The 22,160-nt window shown below is 71.4% G+C and carries 12 protein-coding genes and 2 pseudogenes; 8 read left to right on the top strand and 6 right to left on the bottom strand.

Features of this window, described 5'->3' with window-relative positions:
* Positions 1 to 40 precede the first annotated feature (40 nt).
* The gene (locus tag M8J73_RS38225; protein ID WP_249829662.1) at positions 41 to 2,806 is read right to left on the bottom strand and encodes an aminotransferase class I/II-fold pyridoxal phosphate-dependent enzyme; all 2,766 of its coding nucleotides are present in this window, start codon (positions 2,804 to 2,806) and stop codon (positions 41 to 43) included.
* Between the two features lie 222 nt (positions 2,807 to 3,028).
* Between M8J73_RS38225 and M8J73_RS38220 the strand changes: the two genes are divergently transcribed.
* Positions 3,029 to 3,865 (top strand): TetR/AcrR family transcriptional regulator, encoded by an 837-nt coding sequence (locus M8J73_RS38220; protein WP_079055150.1) that lies wholly within the window; start codon positions 3,029 to 3,031, stop codon positions 3,863 to 3,865.
* Between the two features lie 57 nt (positions 3,866 to 3,922).
* Here M8J73_RS38220 and M8J73_RS38215 read toward each other — a convergent pair whose 3' ends face one another.
* Complete coding sequence (locus M8J73_RS38215; protein ID WP_055541830.1) at positions 3,923 to 5,113, bottom strand: MFS transporter; 1,191 nt, start codon at positions 5,111 to 5,113, stop codon at positions 3,923 to 3,925.
* 373 nt (positions 5,114 to 5,486) lie between these two features.
* On the opposite strand from M8J73_RS38215, the gene M8J73_RS38210 reads away from it, so the two are divergent.
* The 3 genes from M8J73_RS38210 (at position 5,487) to M8J73_RS38200 (ending at position 12,814) form a co-directional block, all read left to right on the top strand.
* Entirely contained in the window at positions 5,487 to 8,678 is a 3,192-nt protein-coding gene (locus M8J73_RS38210; protein WP_055541831.1) for a putative bifunctional diguanylate cyclase/phosphodiesterase, read from the top strand.
* Between the two features lie 72 nt (positions 8,679 to 8,750).
* The gene (locus tag M8J73_RS38205; protein ID WP_079055151.1) at positions 8,751 to 12,026 is read left to right on the top strand and encodes an amino acid adenylation domain-containing protein; all 3,276 of its coding nucleotides are present in this window, start codon (positions 8,751 to 8,753) and stop codon (positions 12,024 to 12,026) included.
* Complete coding sequence (locus tag M8J73_RS38200; protein ID WP_240501645.1) at positions 12,023 to 12,814, top strand: leucyl/phenylalanyl-tRNA--protein transferase; 792 nt, start codon at positions 12,023 to 12,025, stop codon at positions 12,812 to 12,814. Before M8J73_RS38205 ends, M8J73_RS38200 begins: the two co-directional genes overlap by 4 nt.
* 44 nt (positions 12,815 to 12,858) lie before the next feature.
* Here the strand turns inward: M8J73_RS38200 and M8J73_RS38195 are convergent.
* The 4 genes and pseudogenes from M8J73_RS38195 to M8J73_RS38180 all read right to left on the bottom strand — a co-directional run.
* Positions 12,859 to 13,129, bottom strand: a pseudogene (locus tag M8J73_RS38195) (sugar hydrolase); the annotation flags it as partial.
* 67 nt (positions 13,130 to 13,196) lie between these two features.
* Complete coding sequence (locus M8J73_RS38190) at positions 13,197 to 14,336, bottom strand: M48 family metallopeptidase (protein WP_249829661.1); 1,140 nt, start codon at positions 14,334 to 14,336, stop codon at positions 13,197 to 13,199.
* A 388-nt stretch (positions 14,337 to 14,724) separates the two neighbouring features.
* Positions 14,725 to 15,810: a sugar ABC transporter substrate-binding protein gene (locus tag M8J73_RS38185; RefSeq protein WP_249829660.1), complete on the bottom strand. Its 1,086-nt coding sequence runs from the start codon at positions 15,808 to 15,810 to the stop codon at positions 14,725 to 14,727.
* On the bottom strand, positions 15,807 to 18,341 hold the full coding sequence (locus M8J73_RS38180) for a SpoIIE family protein phosphatase (protein WP_055539972.1): 2,535 nt from the start codon (positions 18,339 to 18,341) through the stop codon (positions 15,807 to 15,809). The genes M8J73_RS38185 and M8J73_RS38180 overlap by 4 nt, the downstream gene beginning before the upstream one ends.
* Before the next feature lie 306 nt (positions 18,342 to 18,647).
* On the opposite strand from M8J73_RS38180, the gene M8J73_RS38175 reads away from it, so the two are divergent.
* From M8J73_RS38175 to M8J73_RS38160, 4 genes and pseudogenes are all read left to right on the top strand, one after another.
* Entirely contained in the window at positions 18,648 to 19,739 is a 1,092-nt protein-coding gene (locus M8J73_RS38175; protein ID WP_055539971.1) for a sugar ABC transporter substrate-binding protein, read from the top strand.
* Between the two features lie 48 nt (positions 19,740 to 19,787).
* Positions 19,788 to 20,561, top strand: a complete 774-nt coding sequence (locus M8J73_RS38170) for an ATP-binding cassette domain-containing protein (RefSeq protein WP_206187906.1) — start codon at positions 19,788 to 19,790, stop codon at positions 20,559 to 20,561.
* A gap of 5 nt (positions 20,562 to 20,566) precedes the next feature.
* Positions 20,567 to 21,829, top strand: coding sequence for a sugar ABC transporter permease (locus M8J73_RS38165; RefSeq protein ID WP_055539969.1), 1,263 nt, complete (start codon positions 20,567 to 20,569; stop codon positions 21,827 to 21,829).
* Positions 21,830 to 21,975: 146 nt separating this feature from the next.
* Positions 21,976 to 22,160, top strand: a pseudogene (locus tag M8J73_RS38160) (serine hydroxymethyltransferase); the annotation flags it as partial.

The following is a 22,160-nucleotide window of genomic DNA, read 5'->3' as shown; positions in this document are numbered from 1 at the left end:
TGCCTCGGGGCCCACCGGGGCCAGTCGCGGTGCCCGGACATCAGAAGTCGTCCGGGTACGGATCGGTCATGACGGAGTGCGACTGTGCCGTCTCCGACGCGGGGAAACCGGGGAGGAGTTGAGCCAGCACACGGCGCACCCGGGCGGGGTCGTTGTGCTCCGCCGCGGTGTACAGGGCGGGAAGCCGGTCGGCCAGCCGGACGCCGTGCTCCTCGCCGGGGTTGGACGTCGCCGAGAGAATCCGCGGATGGGAGGTCCGTGTGTGCCCCTCCTGCTCGGAGAACAGGGTCTCGTCGAGCTTCTCGCCCGGCCGCAGACCGGTGAAGCGGATGTCCACGTCCGGTACGTTCACGGAGCGGGCGAACTTACGGACGAGGTCCACGACCCGCACGGGGCTGCTCATGTCCAGGACGAACACCTCGCCGCCCCGGGCCATCCGCGCGGCCTCCAGGACAAGCCCGACGGCCTCCTCGATGGTCATGAAGAACCGCGTCACTTCGGGGTGCGTGACGGTCACCGGGGAACCGGCGCTCAACTGTTCGGCCACCACCGACAGCAACGAACCGCGGCTGCCCAGCACATTTCCGAAACGGACGGCCGCGAAGACGGACCCGGGCGGGGCGTTCTTCTGGCCCTCCCGCACGAGGAGCTCGGCCAGCCGCTTGGTCGCGCCGAGCACCGACACGGGGTCGGCCGCCTTGTCGGTGGAGATCAGCACGAACCGTTCGGTTCCGACCTCGGTCGCGGCCTGCACCAGATTCGCGGTCCCCATCACATTCGACTTCACGCCCTCGCCAGGGTGCCGCTCCAGGAGAGGCAGATGTTTGTGCGCGGCGGCGTGGAACACCACCTCGGGGCGCAGCTCGCGGAAGATCTGGTCGATGCGGGGTCGGTCGCGGATGTCCGAGATCACAATGTCGTCGCTGAGCAGTGCGTCGCCGTACAGCTCCAGCTGCAACCGGTGCAGATTCGACTCGTCGTGGTCGAGCAGGAAGAGTCGGCTCGGTCCGAAGGCGCGCACCTGGTGGCACAGCTCGCTGCCGATCGACCCTCCGGCACCGGTCACCAGAACCCGGCGGCCGACGATCGTTGCGCCCGCCCCGGGGCTCACCACGTGCATCTCGGCGCGGCCGATGAGCTCGTTCACATCGAGTGCTCGCATGTCGCTGCCCACGACGTCGCGGCGGAGCGCCGCGATGAACGACGGCAGATACCGGACGCTGGCCCCTGTGGCCTCGGCCGCATGCGCCACTTGGCGGAAGCGATCCGGGCTCAGACCGGGGATGGCCACCACAACCGCCTCGATCCGGTGGGCCAGCGCGCACGCCCGGGTGTCGTCCAGGCCCCCGAGGACGGGCAGACCGCCGATGAACGCGGCACGGCGTTTGGCCGGGGAATCGTCGAGGAAGCCCACGGGGGCGAGCCCGAACTCTGGTGTCCCCGCCAGGTCCCGGGCGAGCGCCTGCCCGGCCTCCCCGGCCCCGATCACCAGGGTGCGCAGTCCGGCGGGCCTCTGCCGGCCCGGCCCCGGCTTCCCCGAACGCTCGGCGACGGCTGACACGGGGGCGGCGGACGACACGGGGGTGGCGGACGACACGGGGCGGGACCGGGCGGCGCCCCGCGCCGGGGCGAGCCGGGCCAGCTCCCCGCAGACCCGGTCGACCATGCGCTCGGTGAGGCCGGGGTACAGAGGCAGGGACAGCAGCCGGGAGAACAGCTCGTCGGCTCCCGGCAGACCTCCGGCCGGGGTGATCGCGGTCCGCTGGAAGTACGGCATGTGGTGCAGGGGGATGAAGTGGACCGAAGTGCCGATCCCACGCTCCGCAAGCCGGTCGATCAGCTCGTCCCGGCCGATCCCGTACTCGTCCAGTACGCGCACCACGTACAGGTGCCGGGCGTGCCGGCCGGGTGTCGTGACATCGAGTGGCTCAAGCCCCGGAACGGACTTCAGTTCCGCCTCGTACCGGGCGGCCACGGCGTGCCGCCGCCGCTGCCAGTCGTCGAGGTGACAGAGCTGGGCCCGCCCGATGGCGGCCTGGACATCCGTCATGTTGGCCTTCAGGCCCGCTTCCTCGACGGTGTAGCGCCAGCTGCCGCCCGGCATGTTCCGTCGCCAGGCGTCGGCGGACATTCCGTGGAGCCTCGCGCGATGGATCCGCTCGGCGATCTCCGGGTCGTCCGTTGTCACCATGCCGCCCTCACCGATGGGCAGGTTCTTGGTGGCGTAGAAGCTGAAGCAGGTCGCCCGCGACAGGCTTCCCACGGGCCGGTCCCCCACCGTCGCGCCCAGGGCGTGGGCGGCGTCCTCAATGACGTGGGTGAGGGGCAGCCGCGCGGCCTGCGCCAGCTCGGCGACCGGTGCCGGTGCCCCGGCGTAGTGCAGGACCATCATCGCGTGCGGGCATCCGCAGGCTCGGGCGGCCCGGGCCACATCGGCGGCGGTCGGCAAGGCGGTGCGCGGGTCGACGTCGACCAGCACGGGCCGCAGCCCGGCGTGCAGGACCGCCTGGGCCGCGCCGCAGAAGGTCACAGCCGGGACCAGGACCGTCCCGCCGGGCGGCAACCGCAGGGCGCGCAGCGCCAGTTCGAGCGCCGCCGTGCACGAGCTCACGGCGACCGCGTGCTCGGCCCCAACGTAAGCCGCGAACTCTTGCTCGAAGAGCTCCGTCTCGTGGCCGGTGGTCACCCAGCCCGAGGCGAGCACCCGCTGTGCCGCCCTCCGGGCCGCCGGGCTGATCCGGGTCACGGCGAAGGGCACGCCCGGTTCCTCCGTGCACTCCGGGGTGCCGGCATACGTGTGCGACACGCCGTTCAGGGCAGGCCCGGTGTGATCGGCTGGTTCCTGCCGGGGCCGCAGCCGGTGGACTGTCATTTCTTTACTCCCCGCGCTGGCCTTCTTGGGGGTGGGAAGGGCGCCACATGCGTCAGTGCCGTATATTTACGCTGTATACGTACATCCTGCTCCCATGAATGCGTAGAGTCAACACGAGCGGGGCATGGCGCGGGCGGGAAGATCTGGAGGCGAGGCATGGCCAAGGAGCAGGCGGCACCACGAAAGAGGAGCGAGGGAGCCGGAGCCAGTCCGGCGCGACGCGCCAGCGACCGTGGCCACTACGGCCGGCTGAGCCGGGAGCGCGTGCTGGCCAGCGCCCTGCAGCTGGTGGACCGCGAGGGACTCTCGGCCCTGAGCATGCGCCGGCTGGGCGCTGAGCTCGGCGTGGAAGCGATGGCGCTCTACCGGTACGCGGCGAGCAAGGACGCGCTCCTGGACGGTCTGGTCGAAGCCCTGTACCTCGAGCTGGAGGAACAGCTGGCCGCCGGACCCGAACCCGGCACGACGGCCGTCGACGCCCGGGCCCGGGCTTCCGCATGGCGCGCCGAACTCCACCGGATCGCGCGGGCGACGCACGAGGTCTGTCTGGCCCACCCCCAGGTGATGCCGCTTCTCTCCACGCGCATGCTGGCGGTCCCGCTGGCCCGGCGGCCGCTCGCCGTCCTCAGGCACCACGAGCGGGTGCTCGCCCTGCTCCAGGGCGCCGGGCTCGACGAGACCCGTTCCGTCGCCGTCTTCCGCGCCTTCACCGGCTGGGTCCTCGGCTATGTGTCCGTGGAACTGCAGGCCATGGTGGACAACCCCGAGGAATCGGATCCCGCGTTCCGCCTCGGACTGCACCGCATGCCGCCCCAGGAACTGCCCAGGCTCCGAGAAACCGCCGCCACCCTCGCCGAGCAGGGCGGACCGGGAGACCTGGCCGCCGGGCTCGACGCGCTGCTCGACCGTTTCGTCCGTGTGGAGGAGGAGCGGGAACCCCGGCAGAACCGCACCGGCCCCGACAAGCCGCCCACCAGGGACGCCCAGGACTGAGGGGTCCGCGGCGGCGGGGCCAGCCACAACCGCCTGCGCGGGACGCGGGCCGGTGACTCACCGCGCGTCCGCGCGGGTGAGCCGTGGCAGGGCGAGGGAGACCGTCGAGGCCGCGAGGAGGGCCGCCGCGCACGCCACCCAATAGCCCGCCGGGGCCTCCGCCGCGTCGATCAGCCACCCGGACGCGGCGTAGCCCAGCGCCACCCCGACGGAGAGGCCTGAGACGACCCAGGTGATGCTCTCGGTGAGCTGGGCGGCCGGCGCCAGATGGGCCACCAGCCCCATCGTGGTGATCAGGGTCGGCGCGACGGCCATGCCCGCCGCAAAGAGCACCACCGCCAGCACCGCGAGACTCGGCGCGAACAACAGCGGTGCCATCGTCACGGCCATCACCCAGACGCTGACCAGCAGCCGCCCCGTGATCGCCCCCCGCGGGCTCACCGCGCCGAAGACCGCGCCCGCCAGTCCGGAGCCGAGCGCGTACACGCCCAGCAGCGGGCCGGAGAGCGCCGTGTGGTCGTGTGCGCCGGCGTACGCAACTGTCGCGACCTCCACCGAACCGTAGGACGCGCCCACCGACGTCAGCGTCAGCACCAGCAGGCCGAGTCCCGGGATGCGCAGCGCGGAGCCCCCGGCGCGTTGCGGCGCGGCGCGCACCGGCGGTTCCGTACGCCGCTGGGCGGCGAACAACAGGACGCCGACGGCGAGCAGGACCCCGGCCGCCAGCGGTCCGGCCTCTGCGAAGACGCTGGTCGACAGCGTGATCGCCAGCGCCGGGCCGACGATGTAGACCACCTCGTCGAGCACCGACTCCAGCGCGTACGCGGTGTGCAGCAGCCGTGGTGCCCTTCTGTGGAGCTCGGCCCAGCGAGACCTCACGAGCGCGCCCATGCTGGGCATGCAGCCCGCCACCGCCGCCGCGACGTACAGCGTCCAGTCCGGGGCGCCGTACCGGGCGCACAGCAGCAGCGCGCAGATGGCGGCGACCGTCACGGCTGTCGCCGGGAGAACGACCCGGCGCTGGCCATGACGGTCGACCAGCCGGGAGATCTGCGGTCCGACCGCCGCGCCGGCGAGCGCCTGCGTGGCGGAGACCGAGCCGGCGAGCCGGTACTCGCCGCCGAGCTGTGAAACCATGGTGACGATGCCGACGCCGATCATCGACTGCGGAAGGCGCGAAATGAAGCCCGCGGCGGAGAAGAGCAGACTGCCTGCAGGAGTGAAGATCCGGCGGTAATCGGAGAGCATGGGACTCCGCGCTCCGTCAGGAGCCGATCGTCGCTGGGCGGATCCGGTCCGGTTTCCGCGTCCTCCAATTTCACGTGCTCCATTTTCCCGCATGGCACGGTGTCCCGCGACGCGAAGCGTCGTCTCTCTGGATCGCTCCGGACGCTTTATCTCCCCCTGCACGTGCGGTAAATGGCGGGCCACGTTAGCTTGAGGGAAGACACGTCGATGTCTCGGCGAGAAGAAGCCCGTATTCCGGCGACCTTGTACAACGGCGACCCTGTATCGACCGATGGTCCTGGGTCCTACGGGGCCTCTCCGCCGTCGCCCGGTGCCGTTCGCCCAGCTCGGTCCGCCCCCTGCAGCAAGTGGCCCTCCCAGGAGGTTAGTTGGGATGAACGCGCGACTGCGAAGCCAGGCCGCGACGGCCGCTGTCAGCTCATGCATCGTCGTACTGACCGCGTTCTACTACATATTCCCGGAACAGCGGCTGATCTTCGTCGCCATTGGAGCGACCGGCGTCGTCGGTATTCTCCTGGGTATCCGTCTCAACCGCCCCGCGCATCGACTCCCCTGGCTGTTGCTCGCCGCGGGAAACTTCGCCTTCGCCGCGGGCCAGGCCGCCCAGATCATCCTCATCCAATTGCCCGACGAGGAAGTCCCGTTCCCATCGATCGCCGACGGCTTCTATCTCGCGGCATATCCGCTCTACGCGGCCGGGCTGCTGGGATTCGTCCACTGGCGCACGAGCTGGCGCGACCGCGCGAGCCTCGTCGACGCGCTGACGCTGACCGTCGGTCTGGCGCTGCTGTCATGGCTCTTCCTCATCGATCCGTACGCCCGCGCCGAGGGTCTCACCTGGGTGCAGAAGGCGTTCTCCATCGCCTATCCACTCGGCGACATCCTCGTACTGGCCATGCTGCTGCGCCTGCTCGTCGGCCACGGCGGCAAGAGCCGCTCGCTCATGCTGCTCACCGTGGGCACCATCGGTCTGCTCGCCGCCGACGTGGCTTACGGCCTGATTCAACTGAACGGGACCTGGCGCACGGGTACCGCCGTCGATCTCGGCTGGGCCGTCCTGTACGGCGCCTGGGCAGCCGCCGCGCTCGATCCGAGCATGCGGTCGCTGACCCAACCGGTGGCATGGCGCGCCGACACCGGCACCGGCACCGGCCGACTGAGCCTGCTCACGCTCGCGTCGCTGATCGCGCCCGCCATCCTGCTGACGGAGGCGGTGCGCGGTGTGCGTTCCGAGGTCGGCGTGATCGGGGTGTTCTCCGCGGTGCTCTTCCTCCTTGTGCTCTACCGTCTGGCGGGCGTGGTGGCGACCCACCGGCGGGCGGTCGGCCGGGAGAAAATACTGCGTAATGCGGTGTCGTCGCTGGGCGGAGCGGGCGATCCGCCGGATGTGGCCGCCGCCGTCCACTCCGCTGCGACGGAGCTGATGTCGTACAGCCCGCCGCGTTCCGCGCTGCTCACCGTCCCGGACAACTCGCTCTGGCTGAACGGGGTGCACGGCGACGTACGCGGGCCCCTGTCCGCGCCGGTGACCGCAGCCGTACAGGAACTGATCGCGTCCGGCGAGAACCGCCTGGTGACCCTCGACGGTGTGGGGCCCGATCTCGCCGCCCACCTCACGGGCGAGGAGGAGGGGCCGATCCCCTCGGGGCCTGCGCTGCATGCGCTGGTCTGCCCGCTCAGGTCGCAGGATCACCCCTCCGGCGATCCGCTGATCGGGGCACTGATCGTGGCCGGGGACGAGCGGGACCTGCTCGTGCTACGCGAAACGCTGGCGACTCTCGCCGCGCAGGCCGCACTTGCCGTGGCGCGGATCGCCCTCGCCCAGGAGGTCAACCGGCGCAACAGCGAGATGTACTTCCGCACACTGGTACAGAACGCCTCCGACGTCATCCTCATCCTCGACGGCGACCAGGTCCGTTACGCCAGCCCCTCCGCCGACCAACTGCTCGGACATGCCCACCTGGAGGGCACCCACCTCGTCGATCTGGTGCCGCCGCAGGACAGTCGCGCGGTGGCCGAGACGCTCGGCCGGATAGGGAGCCATGAGTACCAGATCAGGCGCGAGCACTGGCGCATGGTCCGCGCCGACCGGGCGACCATCGAGGTCGAGGTGAGGTGGAGCGACCTACGCGACGAGGCCACCGTCGGCGGGGTGGTGCTCACCCTGCGGGATGTGACCGAACAGCGCAAGCTCGAACGCGAACTCACCCACCAGGCGTTCCACGACCCGCTCACCGGCCTGGCCAACCGCCTGCTCTTCCAGGAGCGGGTCAACCACGCCCTGGTGCAGGCTCAGCGCGACGGTACGATCGTTGGCGTGCTCTTCGTCGACGTGGACGACTTCAAGGTCGTCAACGACATGCACGGCCACGGTGTGGGCGACGAACTCCTGGTCGCGCTGTCACTCCGGCTGCAGACCACCGTCCGTGCCTCCGACACCGCCGCGCGCATCGGCGGCGACGAGTTCGCCCTGCTGGTGGAGGGCTCCGCCACACCGACGGGCGTGGAGCGGTTCACCGAGCATGTGATGACCGCGTTCGCCGATCCGTTCCGGCTCAGTGTGGGTCCGTTGAGCACGTACGCCAGTATCGGCGTCGCGACGACGGAGGACAGCATCGACTCGGTCGAACTGCTGACACACGCCGATCTCGCGCTGTACGCGGCGAAGACGGCGGGCAAGCGCCAGTGGCGCCGCTACCACCCGGAGCTGCAGAGCGGCATGGCTGAGCGTGCCAAGTTGCAGGAGGGCCTGGACAGTTCGTCGATCGAGACTTCCTTCATGGTGCTTTACCAGCCCATCGTGGAGTTGGCCAGCGGACGGATCGCCGGGTTCGAAGCGCTCGTTCGCTGGCCCCACTCCGCGCGCGGCATGGTGTTGCCCGAGCAGTTCATCACGCTGGCCGAGGAGAGCGGGCAGATCGTTCCGCTCGGCGCGTGGGTGCTTGACCAGGCCGCGTCCGAGGCGGTCCGGTGGGAGGAGTGCGTGCTGCACGGCGGGAGGTCCGACCGCAACACGCCCTACGTCAGCGTGAACGTGTCACCGCGTCAGTTCCGGGACGAGGAGTTCCACAACGTGATACGGCGCGCTCTGGATCTCTCCGCCATCGAGCCGTCGAATCTCGTACTGGAACTGACCGAGAATGTGCTGATGTACAACGACGAACGGATCCTGGCCGAGATGAGCTCGCTCACCGACCTCGGTATCCGTATCGCGATCGACGACTTCGGAACGGGCTACTCGTCGCTGAGCTATCTGCGCGAGTTCCCGATCTCGATACTCAAGATCGACAAGTCGTTCATCGACGGCCTCGGGCGCTCGCCCGAACAGTACGCGCTGGTCGAGGGCATCACGCATCTCGCGGACACCCTCGGTCTCACGGTGATCGCCGAAGGAGTGGAGGACGCGAGGCAGCAGGAGTCGCTGATCTCCATGGGCTGCCGGTTCGGCCAGGGGTACCTCTTCGCCGAGCCGGTCAGCGCCGAGGCGGCGGAGCACCTCGTTCTCGCGCCACCGCTCGGCCGCCTGGCCGGCTTTCGCGGGACACCCGCGAAAGGGAAGCCGTGAGCGCGGCGGCCCTCGTACGCGAGGGGCGCAGGTCGTACTCCGCAGAACTCCGCGCGAGGCGGGAGACCCACGGTGACGAAACGTGATCGCCCGCCGACGGGGGAGGCTGCGCTGTGCGTCGTGCTGCGCAATGACGAGGAGCAGTATGCGATCTGGCCCGCCGATCGCCGGATTCCGGCCGGGTGGCGCCAGGTCGGCGGACCGGAGTCCGCCGGGTGGTGCGCGGACCTGGTCGACCGCCTGTGGACCGACATGCGGCCCGCGAGCACCCGCGCCGAGCAGCGGCCCCCGGAAACCTGGCCGGGCACCGTGCCCGAGCTGGTCCGGAAGCGGGCGCGGCGTGAACCGTCTGCTCTCGCGGTGCTCTCGGACGAGGGCCGGCTCAGCTACGCCGAGCTGACCGGCCGCGCCGACCGGCTTGCGCACCGGCTGCGGGAGTCGGGCGTCGGCGCGGAGTCCGTCGTCACCGTCTGCCTCGACCGCGTGCCCGAGCTGATCGTCGCGCTGCTGGCGGTGCTGAATTCCGGCGCTGCGTTACTGCCTCTCGACCCGGCGACTCCGCGGCAGCGGATGACCGGACTCGTCGCGGAGACCGGTTCACGCCTCATCGTCTCCAGCCGTGAGCACGCCCCGATGTTCACCGAGTGCGAGGCGCGGATCCTCCACGCCGGGGAACTGGCCGCGCACGCGCCGCGGCGGGGACCGCGGCCGGCCCAGGGCCCCGGGCCGCACGACCTCGCCTATGTGATCTACACCTCCGGATCCACCGGACCTCCCAAGGGAGTGATGATCGCCCACCGGTCACTGGCACACTCCCTCACCGCGGTGGCCCGGGCATACGGCCTGACGCCCGGCGACCGGGTGCTGCACGCTGCGGCGCTCGGCTTCGACACCTCGCTGGAGCAGATCTTCGCCCCGCTGATCAGCGGCGCGACACTCGTCCTCGCGGGAACGCGCACCTGGGCGCCCACCGAGCTGCTGCACCGCCTCCCGGAGCACGGGATCACCGTCGCCGACCTGACCCCCGCCTACTGGCATCGGATCGTCTCCGTCGCGGACCACGACGAGAGCCTCGCGTCGTTGAGGCTCGTCATCGTCGGCGGCGAGATCGTCACCACGAAGGACTGCCGAGCCATTCTGCACCGGATCCCCGGCGCGCGGCTCGTCAACGCCTACGGGCTCACCGAGACCACCATCACCTCCACGCTCTGCGACCTGAACGAGGAAGTGCTCGCCGCGCCGGACACCGCCGTCGCCCCGATCGGCAGGCCTCTGGAGGGGAATCACGTCCACGTGCTCGACGCCGAGTTGCGCCCGGTGCCACCGGGCGAACGCGGTGAGATCTACATCGGCGGCCCGGGGCTGGCGCGCGGCATCTGGCGGCAACCCGCCCTGACCGCACGGCAGTTCCTGCCCGACCCGCACGGCTCGGCGCCCGGGGACCGAATGTATCGCACCGGGGATCTGGGCCGCCGACGCTCGGACGGCAACCTGGAAGTCCTGGGCCGGGTCGACGACCAGGTGAAGATCCGCGGGTTCCGGGTCGACCCGGCCGAGGTCGAGGCCGCGCTTGTCTCCCAGCCGGAGATCGGCCAGGCGATGGTGGTGGTCCGGACGCGCAGCAGCGGCGACCGGGACCTCGTCGCGTACGTCACTGCGACCTCGCCGCCGACCGACGACGAGGCGGTGCTGCGCGCACGGCTGCGGTCGGCACTCTCCGAGGTCCTGCCGGGCCATATGATCCCCGCCGCCTTCCACGCGGTGGAGCGGCTGCCCGTCACGCCCGGCGGAAAGCTCGACCGCAAGGCCGTGCCGGAATCCGTGACAACGGCGCCGACGACCGGCGTCGACGACCGTCCGGTGCCGCAGGGGATGGCCCAGTTGTGGGGACAGATCCTGGATGTGGACTACGTCCGTCCGCATGACGACTTCTTCGAGCTGGGCGGCAATTCGCTGCTGGCCATGGAGATGCTCGCGCGGACCCGCGTCGTATTCGGCATCGGCATCACACAGATCCGCGACCTGACCCGTTCACTGCTGCGGTATCCGACACTCGCCGCGTTCGCCGAGGCGGTGCGCCAGGCACGTGCCGGCACACTGGCCCAACCGGACGGCGGGAGCGTCGACTTCGCCGCCGAGACCGATCGGCGCGTTCCGACAGTGGGCCGTGACGCGCCTGCTCCGGACTCCTGTCGCCCCGGCGACGTGCTCCTCACAGGGGCGACGGGGTTCTGCGGCGCGTACATGATCGACGAGCTGCTGCGCAGGACGACGGGACGGATCCTCTGCCTGGTCAGGGCCTCCGACGACCAGCACGGCCTGGAGCGGATCCGCGCGAGCCACCAGCGGTTCGTCCTCAGCGATCTGTCCAGCGATCGTGTCCAGCCGGTCGTCGGCGATCTGGGAAAGCCCGGCCTGGGGCTGTCCCCGAGCCGGTTCGAGGAGCTGGGGTCGACCATCGACGCCGTCTATCACTTCGGCGGCCACGTCAACTTCATCTATCCGTACCACGAGTTGCGCGCGGCCAATGTCGACGGAACATACGAGATCATCCGTCTCGCCGCCGGCCGGGCCGTCCCCGTGCACTTCACCTCCAGCATGGCGGTGCTCGCCGGATTCGGGCCGGCCGGAGTACATGAGGTGACGGAGAACACGCCGCTGCGCTTCCCCGAGTACCTGTCAGTGGGATATGTGGAGACCAAGTGGGTCGGCGAGGCGCTGCTGAGGAAGGCGTCCGACGCGGGCCTGCCGGTCGCCGTCTACCGCCTGATGGACGTCACGGGCAGCAGCGGAACCGGCGTGCTGAACACCAGCAGCGAGATGGCCGCCCTCATCGACTTCATCGCGGGGACCGGGCTGTGCCCGGACGTCCGGCTGCCGCTGGACTTCCTGCCGGCCGACCAGCTCGCCCGCGCCATCGGGCACATCTCCACCCGCCATCCTGCTCGCGGCGAGGTCTACCACCTCACCAACCCCCGTCCCACGCTGCTGAATTCGCTCGCCGAGCGCCTTCGCCGACGGGGTTACCCGGTCCAGGAGATCCCCTACACCGAGTGGATCGCCGCTCTGATGAAGTACGCGGCCGGGCACCCAACCGACCCGATCACCCCGTTCGTCCCGCTCTTCGTCGACCGGTGCGCGCGCGCCGACATCTCCGTGAGCGAGATGTACTTCCAGGGCGTTTTCACGGAGTTCACCCGCGACAACGCGCAGCGGGCGCTGATGGACGCCGGGATCGACATTCCGCCGGTGGACGCGGAGATGATGGACCGATACATCGACTTCCTCCAACAGGACGGAGCCGTCCGGCCGGGGAAGGACCAAGGGCAGGGAGCGGCGCAGTGGTGAGCCGATGCCCTTGCTGGGAGGCGCTGGACGTGCTGGAAGCGGCGCCCGACGGTCCGGTGGCCTTCGGCGCCGACCTCAGTCCCGACAGCCTGCTGGCGGCGTACCGCGCCGGGGTCTATCCGTTCCCGGCGTCCGACGAGTACACCCGTGCCCTCAACGACGTGGTCTTCGCCGATCAGGTGCAGGAGGGTCGCATCCCGCTCGTGGGCGAGGAATCGGCCGATCCCTACGCGGTTGCCTGGTGGTCGCCCGACCCCAGGCCGGTGCTGCCCGTCTCGGCCCCGCACCTCAGCCGAAGCCTCGCCCGGCGGCTGCGCAACCGGCTGCGGTGGTCGACCAGCCTGGACCGGCGGTTCGAGGGGGTCGTCCGCGAATGCCGCGCCGGCCGCGTCCCCCTGTGGCTCACCGACGAGCTGATCACGAGCCTGGTCCGCCTGCACGATCTGGGTCACGCGCACAGCGTCGAGGTGTGGGAGGACGGCGATCTGATCGGCGGCGTCTTCGGCGTCCAGATCGGGTCCGTCTTCAGCATGGACTCGATGTTCTTCCGCCGCCCCGGTGCCTCGAAGGTCGCGGTGACCGACCTCGCAGCGCGCTTCGCACAGGCCGGCGGCGAACTGCTCGACGCGCAGCGGGACAGCCCGCACGTCCGTGACCTGGGCGGCGTTCTCGTACCGCGAGAGCAGTACGTGCGACACCTCCACCGCACCGCACACGACAGTCTCCCGATGCCCACGGCGACCTTGCCCGCCCGCCGCCTCGCCCAGCCGACGGGTTCGGGCCGGTGAGCTGGTTCGAAGCCGGGTAATGGGCTCCATGACAGGGCGCCGCGCCCGCCCCGTACGGCACGGCGCGCCGCTGCGAGTCCGGCGTTCGCGTCCCATCCGGTCACCGCGCCGGGTCGGTACGACGTCGCGTAGCGCAGGGCGAGCCGCGCACCCGCTCGGCCGGACGGCGTCCCGGCAGGCGAGGGTGACCTCCAGGTCGGGTACGGCGACGACGGCCTGGTCCGCTCCCGCGGCCGGCGCGAGCCGTGCCCCGGCCGCCTCGCCGTAGCTGTCGGCGATGGCCTTCATCTCCGGGGCGTCGCTGACCAGGCGGCCTGCTCTGGACGTCGGCGACGGGAGCGGGCGGACGACGACAACCGCCGACGGTGTTCCTGTTGCCGGTTCAGCCCAGGACGCACTCCTGGATGATCTTGCGGGCCACCTGTCGGCGCGCCTCCTCCAGTTCGCTCTCGACGGCGGCGGCGTCCGCCGCCCCGAGCGTGAGCGTGGCGGGCTCCCCGGTGCCCTGTGGCAGCCGGGCGACACGCGGGTCGTCCGCAGCGGTGTCGGCCGGGCCGTCCGGCGCGCGGTCGGGCAGGGTGGCCGCGTGGTCGGCGACCTTCGTCCAGAAGTCCCGCTCCGCGTTCCGTACGGCCTCGCCGCGGCCGAAGGTACGGGTGGCTACGGCCAGTCGGTGCGTCTCGGTGCACACGCTGTCGGCCGACCGCCGGTGCCGCAGCAGGGCGACCACCGCGGGGGTGGAGGCGATCCGGGCCGCCTCGGCGTCCGCCCGGAACTCCGCGTACCGCGTCGCCGGGACCGTGAGCCGGAGCAGCGCCCGGGTCAGGCCCTTCATCACCAACTGCGGGATCCACAGCACGTAGTTGACGATCCGGCCGCGCTTCTTGAAGTCGCGTGTGGCCTCGGACATCTCGTCCGCGTGAGGGGTGCCGGGGGCCGCCGTCCAGATGCCCGCCGGTGCCTCGGCGCGGGCCGCCGCGAGTTCCATCCCGCCGTTCAGGGAGGTGAGTGCCGTACCGACCAGCGTGCCCCGCCGGACGTCACCGCCGAAGTACGCCAACTCCTGGGCGAGCGCGGCGACCCGCTGCTCCGGGCGGGACGTCACCCAGAGCGGGAGCCCGATGTCCAGCACCCGGTGGCGCCGGACGCCGTACGCGGAGGCCCGGACGGCGAAGTCCGAGGTGATCCGCACGGCGTCGACGCGGCGTTCGCCGACCTCGTCCGCGACGGCGTCCAGCAGCGTGAACAGCGCCGGGGCCTGTCCGCGGCTCAGGGTGGGCCAGTCGGACGCGAGGGTGCCGAGGCGGGGGCGCAGTTGGGCGGCGACACCGAGTAGCACCAGCCCGATCATCGGCTGCACGATCGTCGCCCAGCCGAACACGATCAGGGTCAGGCCGCCGATGACCAGCCCCGCCACGATGAGGTGCGCCGCGCACGCGACGCCGTACGCGGCCGCCGTGGCCGCTCTGCCCCTGCCGGGCGGCGCGATCCCCGCCGCGTCCGCCACCTGTGTCTGCCCCACCACACCCTCCCCCTTCGGCTGCGGAGATCATAAACGCCTGCCCGGCACCCGGTGCCCGACTGTGCGTCCGACGACGAGGGGCCCGGTGCGTCACGCACCGGGCCCGTCGCTCGCGCAGTCCCCGTCCCCACGGGAAGGCGCGCTCACCACATGCCGCTCGCACGTGGGGTCGGGGGTCGCCGTGACCGGGGCCGTGGCTGTCCGCCGCGCAGGTCATCGCCGCTCCCGTGGGGACATCGTGGTGCCCGTGGGGCCGGTGGGAAAGGGGGGAAGGGAGGTTACTGAAGGGTCCTCACATCCCCTGCACAGAAGGCGAGTTTGAACCGGCCCGGGCAGCGGGATGTCGGCGGCGACCGGGGCCGCTGCGGCGCGGGTGGCGAGGGCCTCTCTAGGGGGTGAGCCCCTTCCGGTCGCAGGCGGCGCGGAGTGCCGGGGTGCAGATCTGGTCGACGGTGTAGACGCCGTCGTCGACGAGGGTCGGCTTGATGGTGCCGACCGTCACGGGCCTCGGCGCGAGGAGCACGGTGGGGATGTCCTCGGTGGTGGGGCTGTCGGTCGTGGTGGTGGCGATGTCGGCGAGGTCCTTGCCGCGGCCCAGGGCGACGGCCATGCGGGCCGCCGCGGACGCCTCCGCCTGGAAGGGCTTGTACACCGTCATGGTCTGCTCACCCGCGACGATGCGCCGTACGGCGTCGAGGTCGGCGTCCTGGCCGGTGACCGGTGGCATGTCGCGGACGCCGGCCTTCCTGAGGGCGGAGATGACGCCGGCGGCGATCGCGTCGTTGGCCGCGAGGACTCCGTCGATGCGCCGGGGGCCGAGGGCGGCGATCGCGGCGTTCATGTTGGCGTGGGCGTTCTCCGTGCTCCACCCCTGGGTCTCGTACTCCCTGCCGATCTTCACCTTGCCCTTGAGGACGGACAGGGCGCCGTCCCGGTACCAGGCGGCGTTGGGGCTGGCCGGGTCGCCGTTCATCATGACGACGGTCTCGCCCCGCGCGTCGCGGCCCATCGCCTTCAGCAGGGCCGCGCCCTGGAGCCTGCCGACCTGTGCGCCATTGAAGGAGACGTAGCCCGAGATCGGGCCCTCGGCGAGCCGGTCGTAGGCGACGACCGGGACGCCGGCGCGGTGGGCCTCCTGGATGGAGGAGCGGATCGCCCGGGTGTCGGCGGCGTCGAGGATCAGGACCTTGGCCCCCTTGGTGATCATGGAGGTGACCTGGTCCCGCTGGCGGGCCGCGTCGTTCTCGGCGTTGGCGTACCGCAGGGCGCAGCGGGGGCACAGTTCCTTGATCCGTTTCTCGATCAGCGGCTTGTCGGAGTGCTCCCAGCGAGGGATGGCTCCGCTCGGCAGGAGCAGACCGACGGTGAAGCCGCCGTCCGTGTCCGACGCGTCGTCGCCCCCGCAGGCGGCCATGGACATCGCCATGAACGCGGTGACGACGGCCGCCCCGACCTGTCCGGTACGTGTTCTCATGACAGGTCCCTCGGTTCCGTTCGGTTCCCCTGGTGCGCGGAGGCCGTGTCGTGTCGCGGTACGACGATCTCGCTCCACACCTGTTTGCCGCCCGCCACCGGCACCGTGCCGAAGGAGTCGGACATCGCCTCGACGAGCATCAGGCCCCGCCCGCCGGTCGACTCCCAGTCCACGATCACCGGTTTGGCCGGGGCGCGGGGCGAGGAGTCGCTGACACAGACCCGTACCCGGTCACCGCGCAGGGTGAGGTCGATGCGGACGGGTCCCTGGGTGTGGACCAGGGCGTTGGTGACGAGTTCGGAGACGACCAGCAGCACCGCGTCGGCCACCTCCTGTGCGTGCCACCGGCGCAGGGTGCGCGCGGTGAAGCGGCGGGCGTGCATGACCGCGTCGGGCAGCCGCCACACCGCCCAGCCCGCCTTGACCGGCCGGGTGCGCATCCCGTCGTAGCGCAGCAGCAGCAGCGCCACGTCGTCCTCGCGGGGGCCGAAGTCGCCGAGGAGGGCGTCGGCCACCCGTCCGGGGTCCGCCGGGTCGGCGACGGTGAGCGCGGCGCGCATCCGGCGCATGCCCTCGTCCAGGGGCAGGTCGGCGGCCTCGACGAGGCCGTCGGTGACCAGGGCGAGCACCGCGCCGGGGACGATGGGGACGGCCGTCATGGGGAACTCGGCGTCCGCGAGGATGCCGAGCGGGGGCCCACCCTCGACCAGGACCTCCTCGGTGCGGCCGTCGGGGTGGCGCATCAGCGGCGAGAGGTGTCCGGCGCGGACGAAGAGGATGTTGTCCTCCTCCATGTCCAGTTCGGCGTAGCAGCAGGTGGCGAACAGATCGGTCTCCATGCCGACGAGGAGCCGGTTGGCGTGCGAGATGACCACGTCGGGCGGGTGCCCCTCGACCGCGTAGGCGCGGACCGCCGTACGCATCTGGCCCATGATCGTCGCCGCGCCCGCGCTGTGTCCCTGGACGTCGCCGATGACGAGCGCCACCCGGTCCTCGGAGAGGGCGATGACGTCGTACCAGTCACCGCCGACCTGGAGGCCCTGCCGGGCGGGGACGTAGCGGGCGACCGCGATGCCGCCGGGCAGGTCGGGCAGGCGCCGGGGCAGCAGGCTGCGCTGGAGCATCGTCGCGAGTTCCTGCTCGGCGTCGTGCGCCTGGGCGCGTTTGAGCGCGTCGCCGACGAGCGCGGCGGTGGCGGTCAGCAGGGCCCGCTCGTCGGGGACGAACTCGTGCGGACGGTCCCAGCCGATCAGGCACACGCCGACGGCGCGGCCCTTGGCGGGCAGCGGCAGGACGGCCAGTCCGCCGTCGCCGACGCCGAGGAGCCCCGGTTCGAACTCGGTGCCGGCCGGCCACAGGTCCATGCGGCCGTCCCGCAGGGCGGTCTTGAGGGTGGGGAGGGCGCTGATCGGCGCCTCGGGCCACTCGGTACGCCATTCGGCCCGCCATCTCTCGGGCCAGTAGGTGGTCTGCGGCGGGTCCAGCACGGTCACCACGAGCCGGTCGCCCTGGAGTTCGGCGAGCGCCACCCGGTCGGCGCCGAGCGGCTCGCGCAGCGCGCTGACCACGACCCGGCCGACGTCGCGGACGGTCGTGGCGTCGTCGAGTGCCGCCGTCAGCCACTGGATCCTGGAGACGTCGTCGGGAGTTCGGCGGAGGTCCGAGGTCGCCGTCACGATGCCCTGCACCCGTTCGGGCCGGCCGTCGGCTCCGGCGAGGACCCGGCAGCCGAGGCTCAACCAGCGCATCCCGCCCGTGGGGCAGCGGACCCGGAACTCCAGTTCTCGGCGCTCGACGGCCTGGTTCGTGGGCTCCGCCACGGACATCAGGGCGTGCATGTCCTCCGGAAGGGCGTGGGCCAGCAGGGTGTCCACCTTGCCGTCGAACTCGTCCGGGGTGATCCCGACCAGGTCGAGCAGGGTCTCGTCCACCTCGATGAGACCGGTGTCCGGCACCAGGGTGAACGAACCGACGTGCATCCCGCGCAGGGCGGTGGTCAGCGGCGACGCCGGCACGGCACCGCCGTCCCCGGCGCGCAGGACGTCGGCCACGGCGTCGGCGTACCGGCCGAGGAAGCCGCGCTGCTCGGGGTCGAAACCGGCGGCGGACGACCCCACGACGACGAGGCAGCCCCGGCGGCCGCCCTCGATCCGCAGGGGCAGGGCGCCCAGGGAGGCGTGTGTGTCCGGCGGCACCGGTCGGCCCTCCGGGTAGCCGGCGAGGCCCGGGGCGTCGAGCCAGAGCGGTCGGCCGGTGCGGACGGCGTGCGCGACGGCCGAGCCGCCGGACAGGGGCAGCCGGTCGGGCGGCGTGTACGCGGCGGTGGCGCGTCCCGTCGTCTCCACCAGCAGGAGCTCGGTGTCCGTGGGACCGGCCGTGTAGACGGCGGCGAGCGCCGTCCCGGCGAAGGTCAGCGCCCGTTCGCTCGCGGCGGCTTCCGGCAGCAGGGAGGGGTAGCGGGTGTCGGCGGCACCGTACTCGGACACCCGCCGCTCCGAGACTCCGGCCTGGACAGGGCCGTCATGGGGCATGTCCGCAACCTTCCTCCCGTCCATGCCGCGAGCCCTGACAAGATCAGGCACTCACCTACCAGAATCGCATATACGAACCAACCGGACAGAACGGGCGGAGGGGTCGGCGGCCCAGCATTCGCAGAACATCGCGGCCGGTGACAAACTGACGACGTGGTCGCCCCGCCGCTTCCACGCGGTACGTCCCGAAGCCGGGTGGCGCCGCCCGGCGCCCGGACACGTATCCCCGACCCCGCGGCGCACACGGGATCCTCCCCGCAACGCGCGGTGAGGGGCGACGCGGCGCAGGGCGAGGAGGTCTGTCACATGAAGGCCCGCATCCGGGACGCGGCCACCGCGGTGACCGCGGTCTCGACGGCCGTCGTCCTCAGTGCCTGCGGGGCCGACGACGCCTCCGACGACGCGTCGGGCGGGAGCGACGCCACGACGATCGGTCTGTTGCTGCCGGACTCCACCACGGCGCGGTGGGAGACGCAGGACAGGCTGCTGCTGGAGCGGGAGATCAAGGAGCGGTGCGCCGACTGCCGGATCGAGCACGGCAACGCCAAGGGTGAGGTGGCCGCCCAGCAGGAGCAGATGGACTCCATGATCACCCGAGGGGTGGATTCCATCGTGCTCGTGGCCGTGGACTCCAGGGCGCTCGCGGGCTCGGTCGGGAAGGCGGCGGACGCGGGCATCCCCGTCATCGCCTACGACCGGCTCGCCGAGGGCCCCATCTCGGGCTATGTCTCCTTCGACGGCGAGGAGGTGGGGCGGCTCCAGGGCCAGGCCCTGCTGACGGCCATGGGCGACAGCGCGGACGACAGCCAGATCGTCATGATGAACGGCGATCTCAGCGACCCCAACGCGGTGGCGTTCAAGAAGGGCGCGCTATCCGTGCTCCAGGGCAAGGTGAAGATCGGCAAGGAGTACGACACCGCCCAGTGGCGGACGGAGACCGCGCACATGAACATGTCCAGCGCCATCGCCAGCCTCGGTGCCGACTCCATCGACGGCGTCTACGCCGCCAACGACGGTCTCGCCGCCGGCAGCATCGCCGCCCTCAAGGCGAACAAGGTCGACCCGCTGCCGCCGATCACCGGACAGGACGCCGAACTGCGAGCCGTCCAGCGGATCGTCACCGGCGACCAGTACATGACGGTCTACAAGCCCTTCGCGCCCGAGGCCTCCGCCGGTGCCGCCATGGCGGTGGCGGCGGCCCGCGGGGACAGCCTCGACGAGGTGGCCACGGACACCGTGACCGCCGACGGCAGGACGGTGCCCGCCGTCATGCTCACCCCCGTACCCGTGACCGCCGACACGATCGAGGACACCTTGGTGAAGGACGGCGCCTACACGGTCGAGCAGATCTGCACCCCCGCCGTACAGGCCGCCTGCGAGCGGGTCGGCCTGACCTGACAGCCGGTCATGACCGGGCCCCGCGCCCCGGTGAGGAGATGGTTGCCCGTGCCGAGTCCCCCGTTGCTGGCGCTGCGCGGTGTGTGCAAGCGCTTCGGCGTCGTCGACGTCCTCAAGGACGTCGAGCTGGAGATCCACGCCGGACAGGTCGTGGCCCTGCTGGGCGACAACGGGGCCGGCAAGTCCACCCTGGTCAAGGTGATCTCCGGGGTGGCCCCCGCGGACCGGGGGGTCATCGAGTGGCAGGGCGGCAGGGTCCACATCAGGCGCCCGCATGACGCCCGCGACCTCGGGATCGCCACCGTCTACCAGGACCTCGCGCTGTGCGGGAACCTCGATGTCGTCGGCAATCTGTTCCTCGGGCGGGAGATCCGCAGGTTCGGACTGCTCGACGAGGTGGAGATGGAGCGCCGCACCCGGCATCTGCTGGACCGGCTGACCCGGGGCATCCCCGATCTGCGCGCCCCCGTCGTCGCGCTCTCCAGCGGTCAGCGGCAGACGGTCGCCATCGCCCGCTCCCTGTTGGGCGAGCCCCGTGTGCTGATCCTGGACGAGCCGACCGCGGCCCTCGGCCTGGAGCAGACCAACGAGGTCCTCGACCTCGTCGACCAACTGCGCGACCGGGGTCTCGGGGTCCTGCTGATCAGCCACAACATGGGCGACGTCAAGGCGCTCGCGGACCGGGCGGCCGTGCTGCGCCTCGGCCGCAACAACGGCTTCTTCGACGTGAACACCGCGTCGCAGGAACAGATCATCGCCTCCATCACCGGGGCCACGGAGAACGTGCCCCGCCGGGTGGCCGCCCCCGAGGCGGGGTGGTGAGGGGGATGCGGGAGGAAACGCGGACGGAGCCGAGCGGATCCGAGAGCGAGGCCCGCGCGCCGAGACGCGGCCGGGCCTTCGCGGGGGCGGCGGAGCGCGGGCTCGCCGTCCTCCGGCGCAAGCTGAGTTCGGGCGAGCTGAACTCGCTGCCCGTCGTCCTCGTCCTCGCCGCCGTCTGGATCACCTTCCAGATCCTCAACCAGAACTTCCTCTCGCCCCGGAACCTGTCCAACCTCAGCGTGGACATCGTGGGCACGGGGCTGATCGCCGTGGGCATCGTCTTCGTGCTGCTGATCGGCGAACTGGATCTGTCGGTCGGCGCGATCAGCGGACTCGCCGCCGCCGTCTTCGCCGTGCTGAACGTGAACAACGGCGTGCCCGAATGGCTGGCACTGGTCATCGCGGTGCTCGCCGGCACCGCCGCCGGCACCGTCCAGGGTTTCTCCTTCGCCAGAACCCGGGTGCCCGCGTTCGTCGTCACGCTGGCGGGCCTGCTCACCTGGAACGGCCTGATGCTCTACATCCTGGGCACCAGCGGCACCGTCAACCTCAGCGAGGACGGCATCGTCGCCCAGCTGACCAGCTACTACCTCAGCCAGGACGCCGTCGCCTACGGGGTGGCGGCGATCAGCGCCGTCATGGTGTTCGCCGCCGCCCACCAGGACCGACGGCGCCGTATGGCGGTCGGCATGCCGCACCGCTCGTTCACGGGCATCGCGGTGCGCACGGGCGTCGTGGCGGTGCCCGCGTTCGCCATCGCCTATGTCCTCAACCGCTTCCAGGGGCTGCCGCTCGCCCTGCTCGTGTTCCTGGTGGTGGTGGCCGGCCTCGACATCGTGCTCCGCCGCACCCACTACGGGCGGCAGGTGTACGCGCTCGGCGGCGGCGTCGAGGCCGCGCGACGCGCCAGCCTCAATGTGGCGGGCGTCCAGACGGCGGTACTGGCGGTGTCGGGCACCATGGCAGGGATCGGCGGCCTGTTCCTCGCCTCCCGCATCACGTCGGTGAGCCAGAGTTCCGGTTCGGGCGTGCTGCTGCTCAACGCGATCGCGGCGGCCGTCATCGGCGGCACCAGCCTGTTCGGGGGTCGGGGCACGACCTGGTCGGCGGTGCTGGGCATGCTGGTCATCCAGTCGATCGCCTCCGGCATGGCCATCACGGACACCCCGGTCGCCGTCCAGTTCATGATCACGGGCGGGGTGCTGTTCGCCGCGGTGGTCATCGACTCCTTCTCACGCCGCACGCAGGAGGCACACGGGCGAGCGTGACAGCGCAGCAGGGGCGGCCTTCGGCATGCGGGTGTGCGGGTGTGTTCGTGACTCACCCTTGACCGGGCCCCGCCGCGCCCTGACCATGTTGCGTATCGCTCAATCCGTTGCTTCATACGCATCATGCTTCCTCGGGGAGGACGTCGATGACCGTTCTGAACACGTCTCTGCACGAGCTGGATCCGGAGGTCGCGGCCGCGGTCGACGCCGAGCTGCACCGCCAGCAGTCCACCCTGGAGATGATCGCGTCGGAGAACTTCGCTCCGCTCGCCGTCATCGAGGCCCAGGGCTCCGTCCTCACCAACAAGTACGCCGAGGGCTACCCCGGCCG

The sequence above is a fragment of the Streptomyces neyagawaensis genome, assembly GCF_023516595.1.
Taxonomy (GTDB): Bacteria; Actinomycetota; Actinomycetes; order Streptomycetales; family Streptomycetaceae; genus Streptomyces; species Streptomyces neyagawaensis.
The sequence above is the reverse complement of the archived record's forward strand: the minus strand, read 5'-3'. Positions and strand labels throughout refer to the sequence as shown.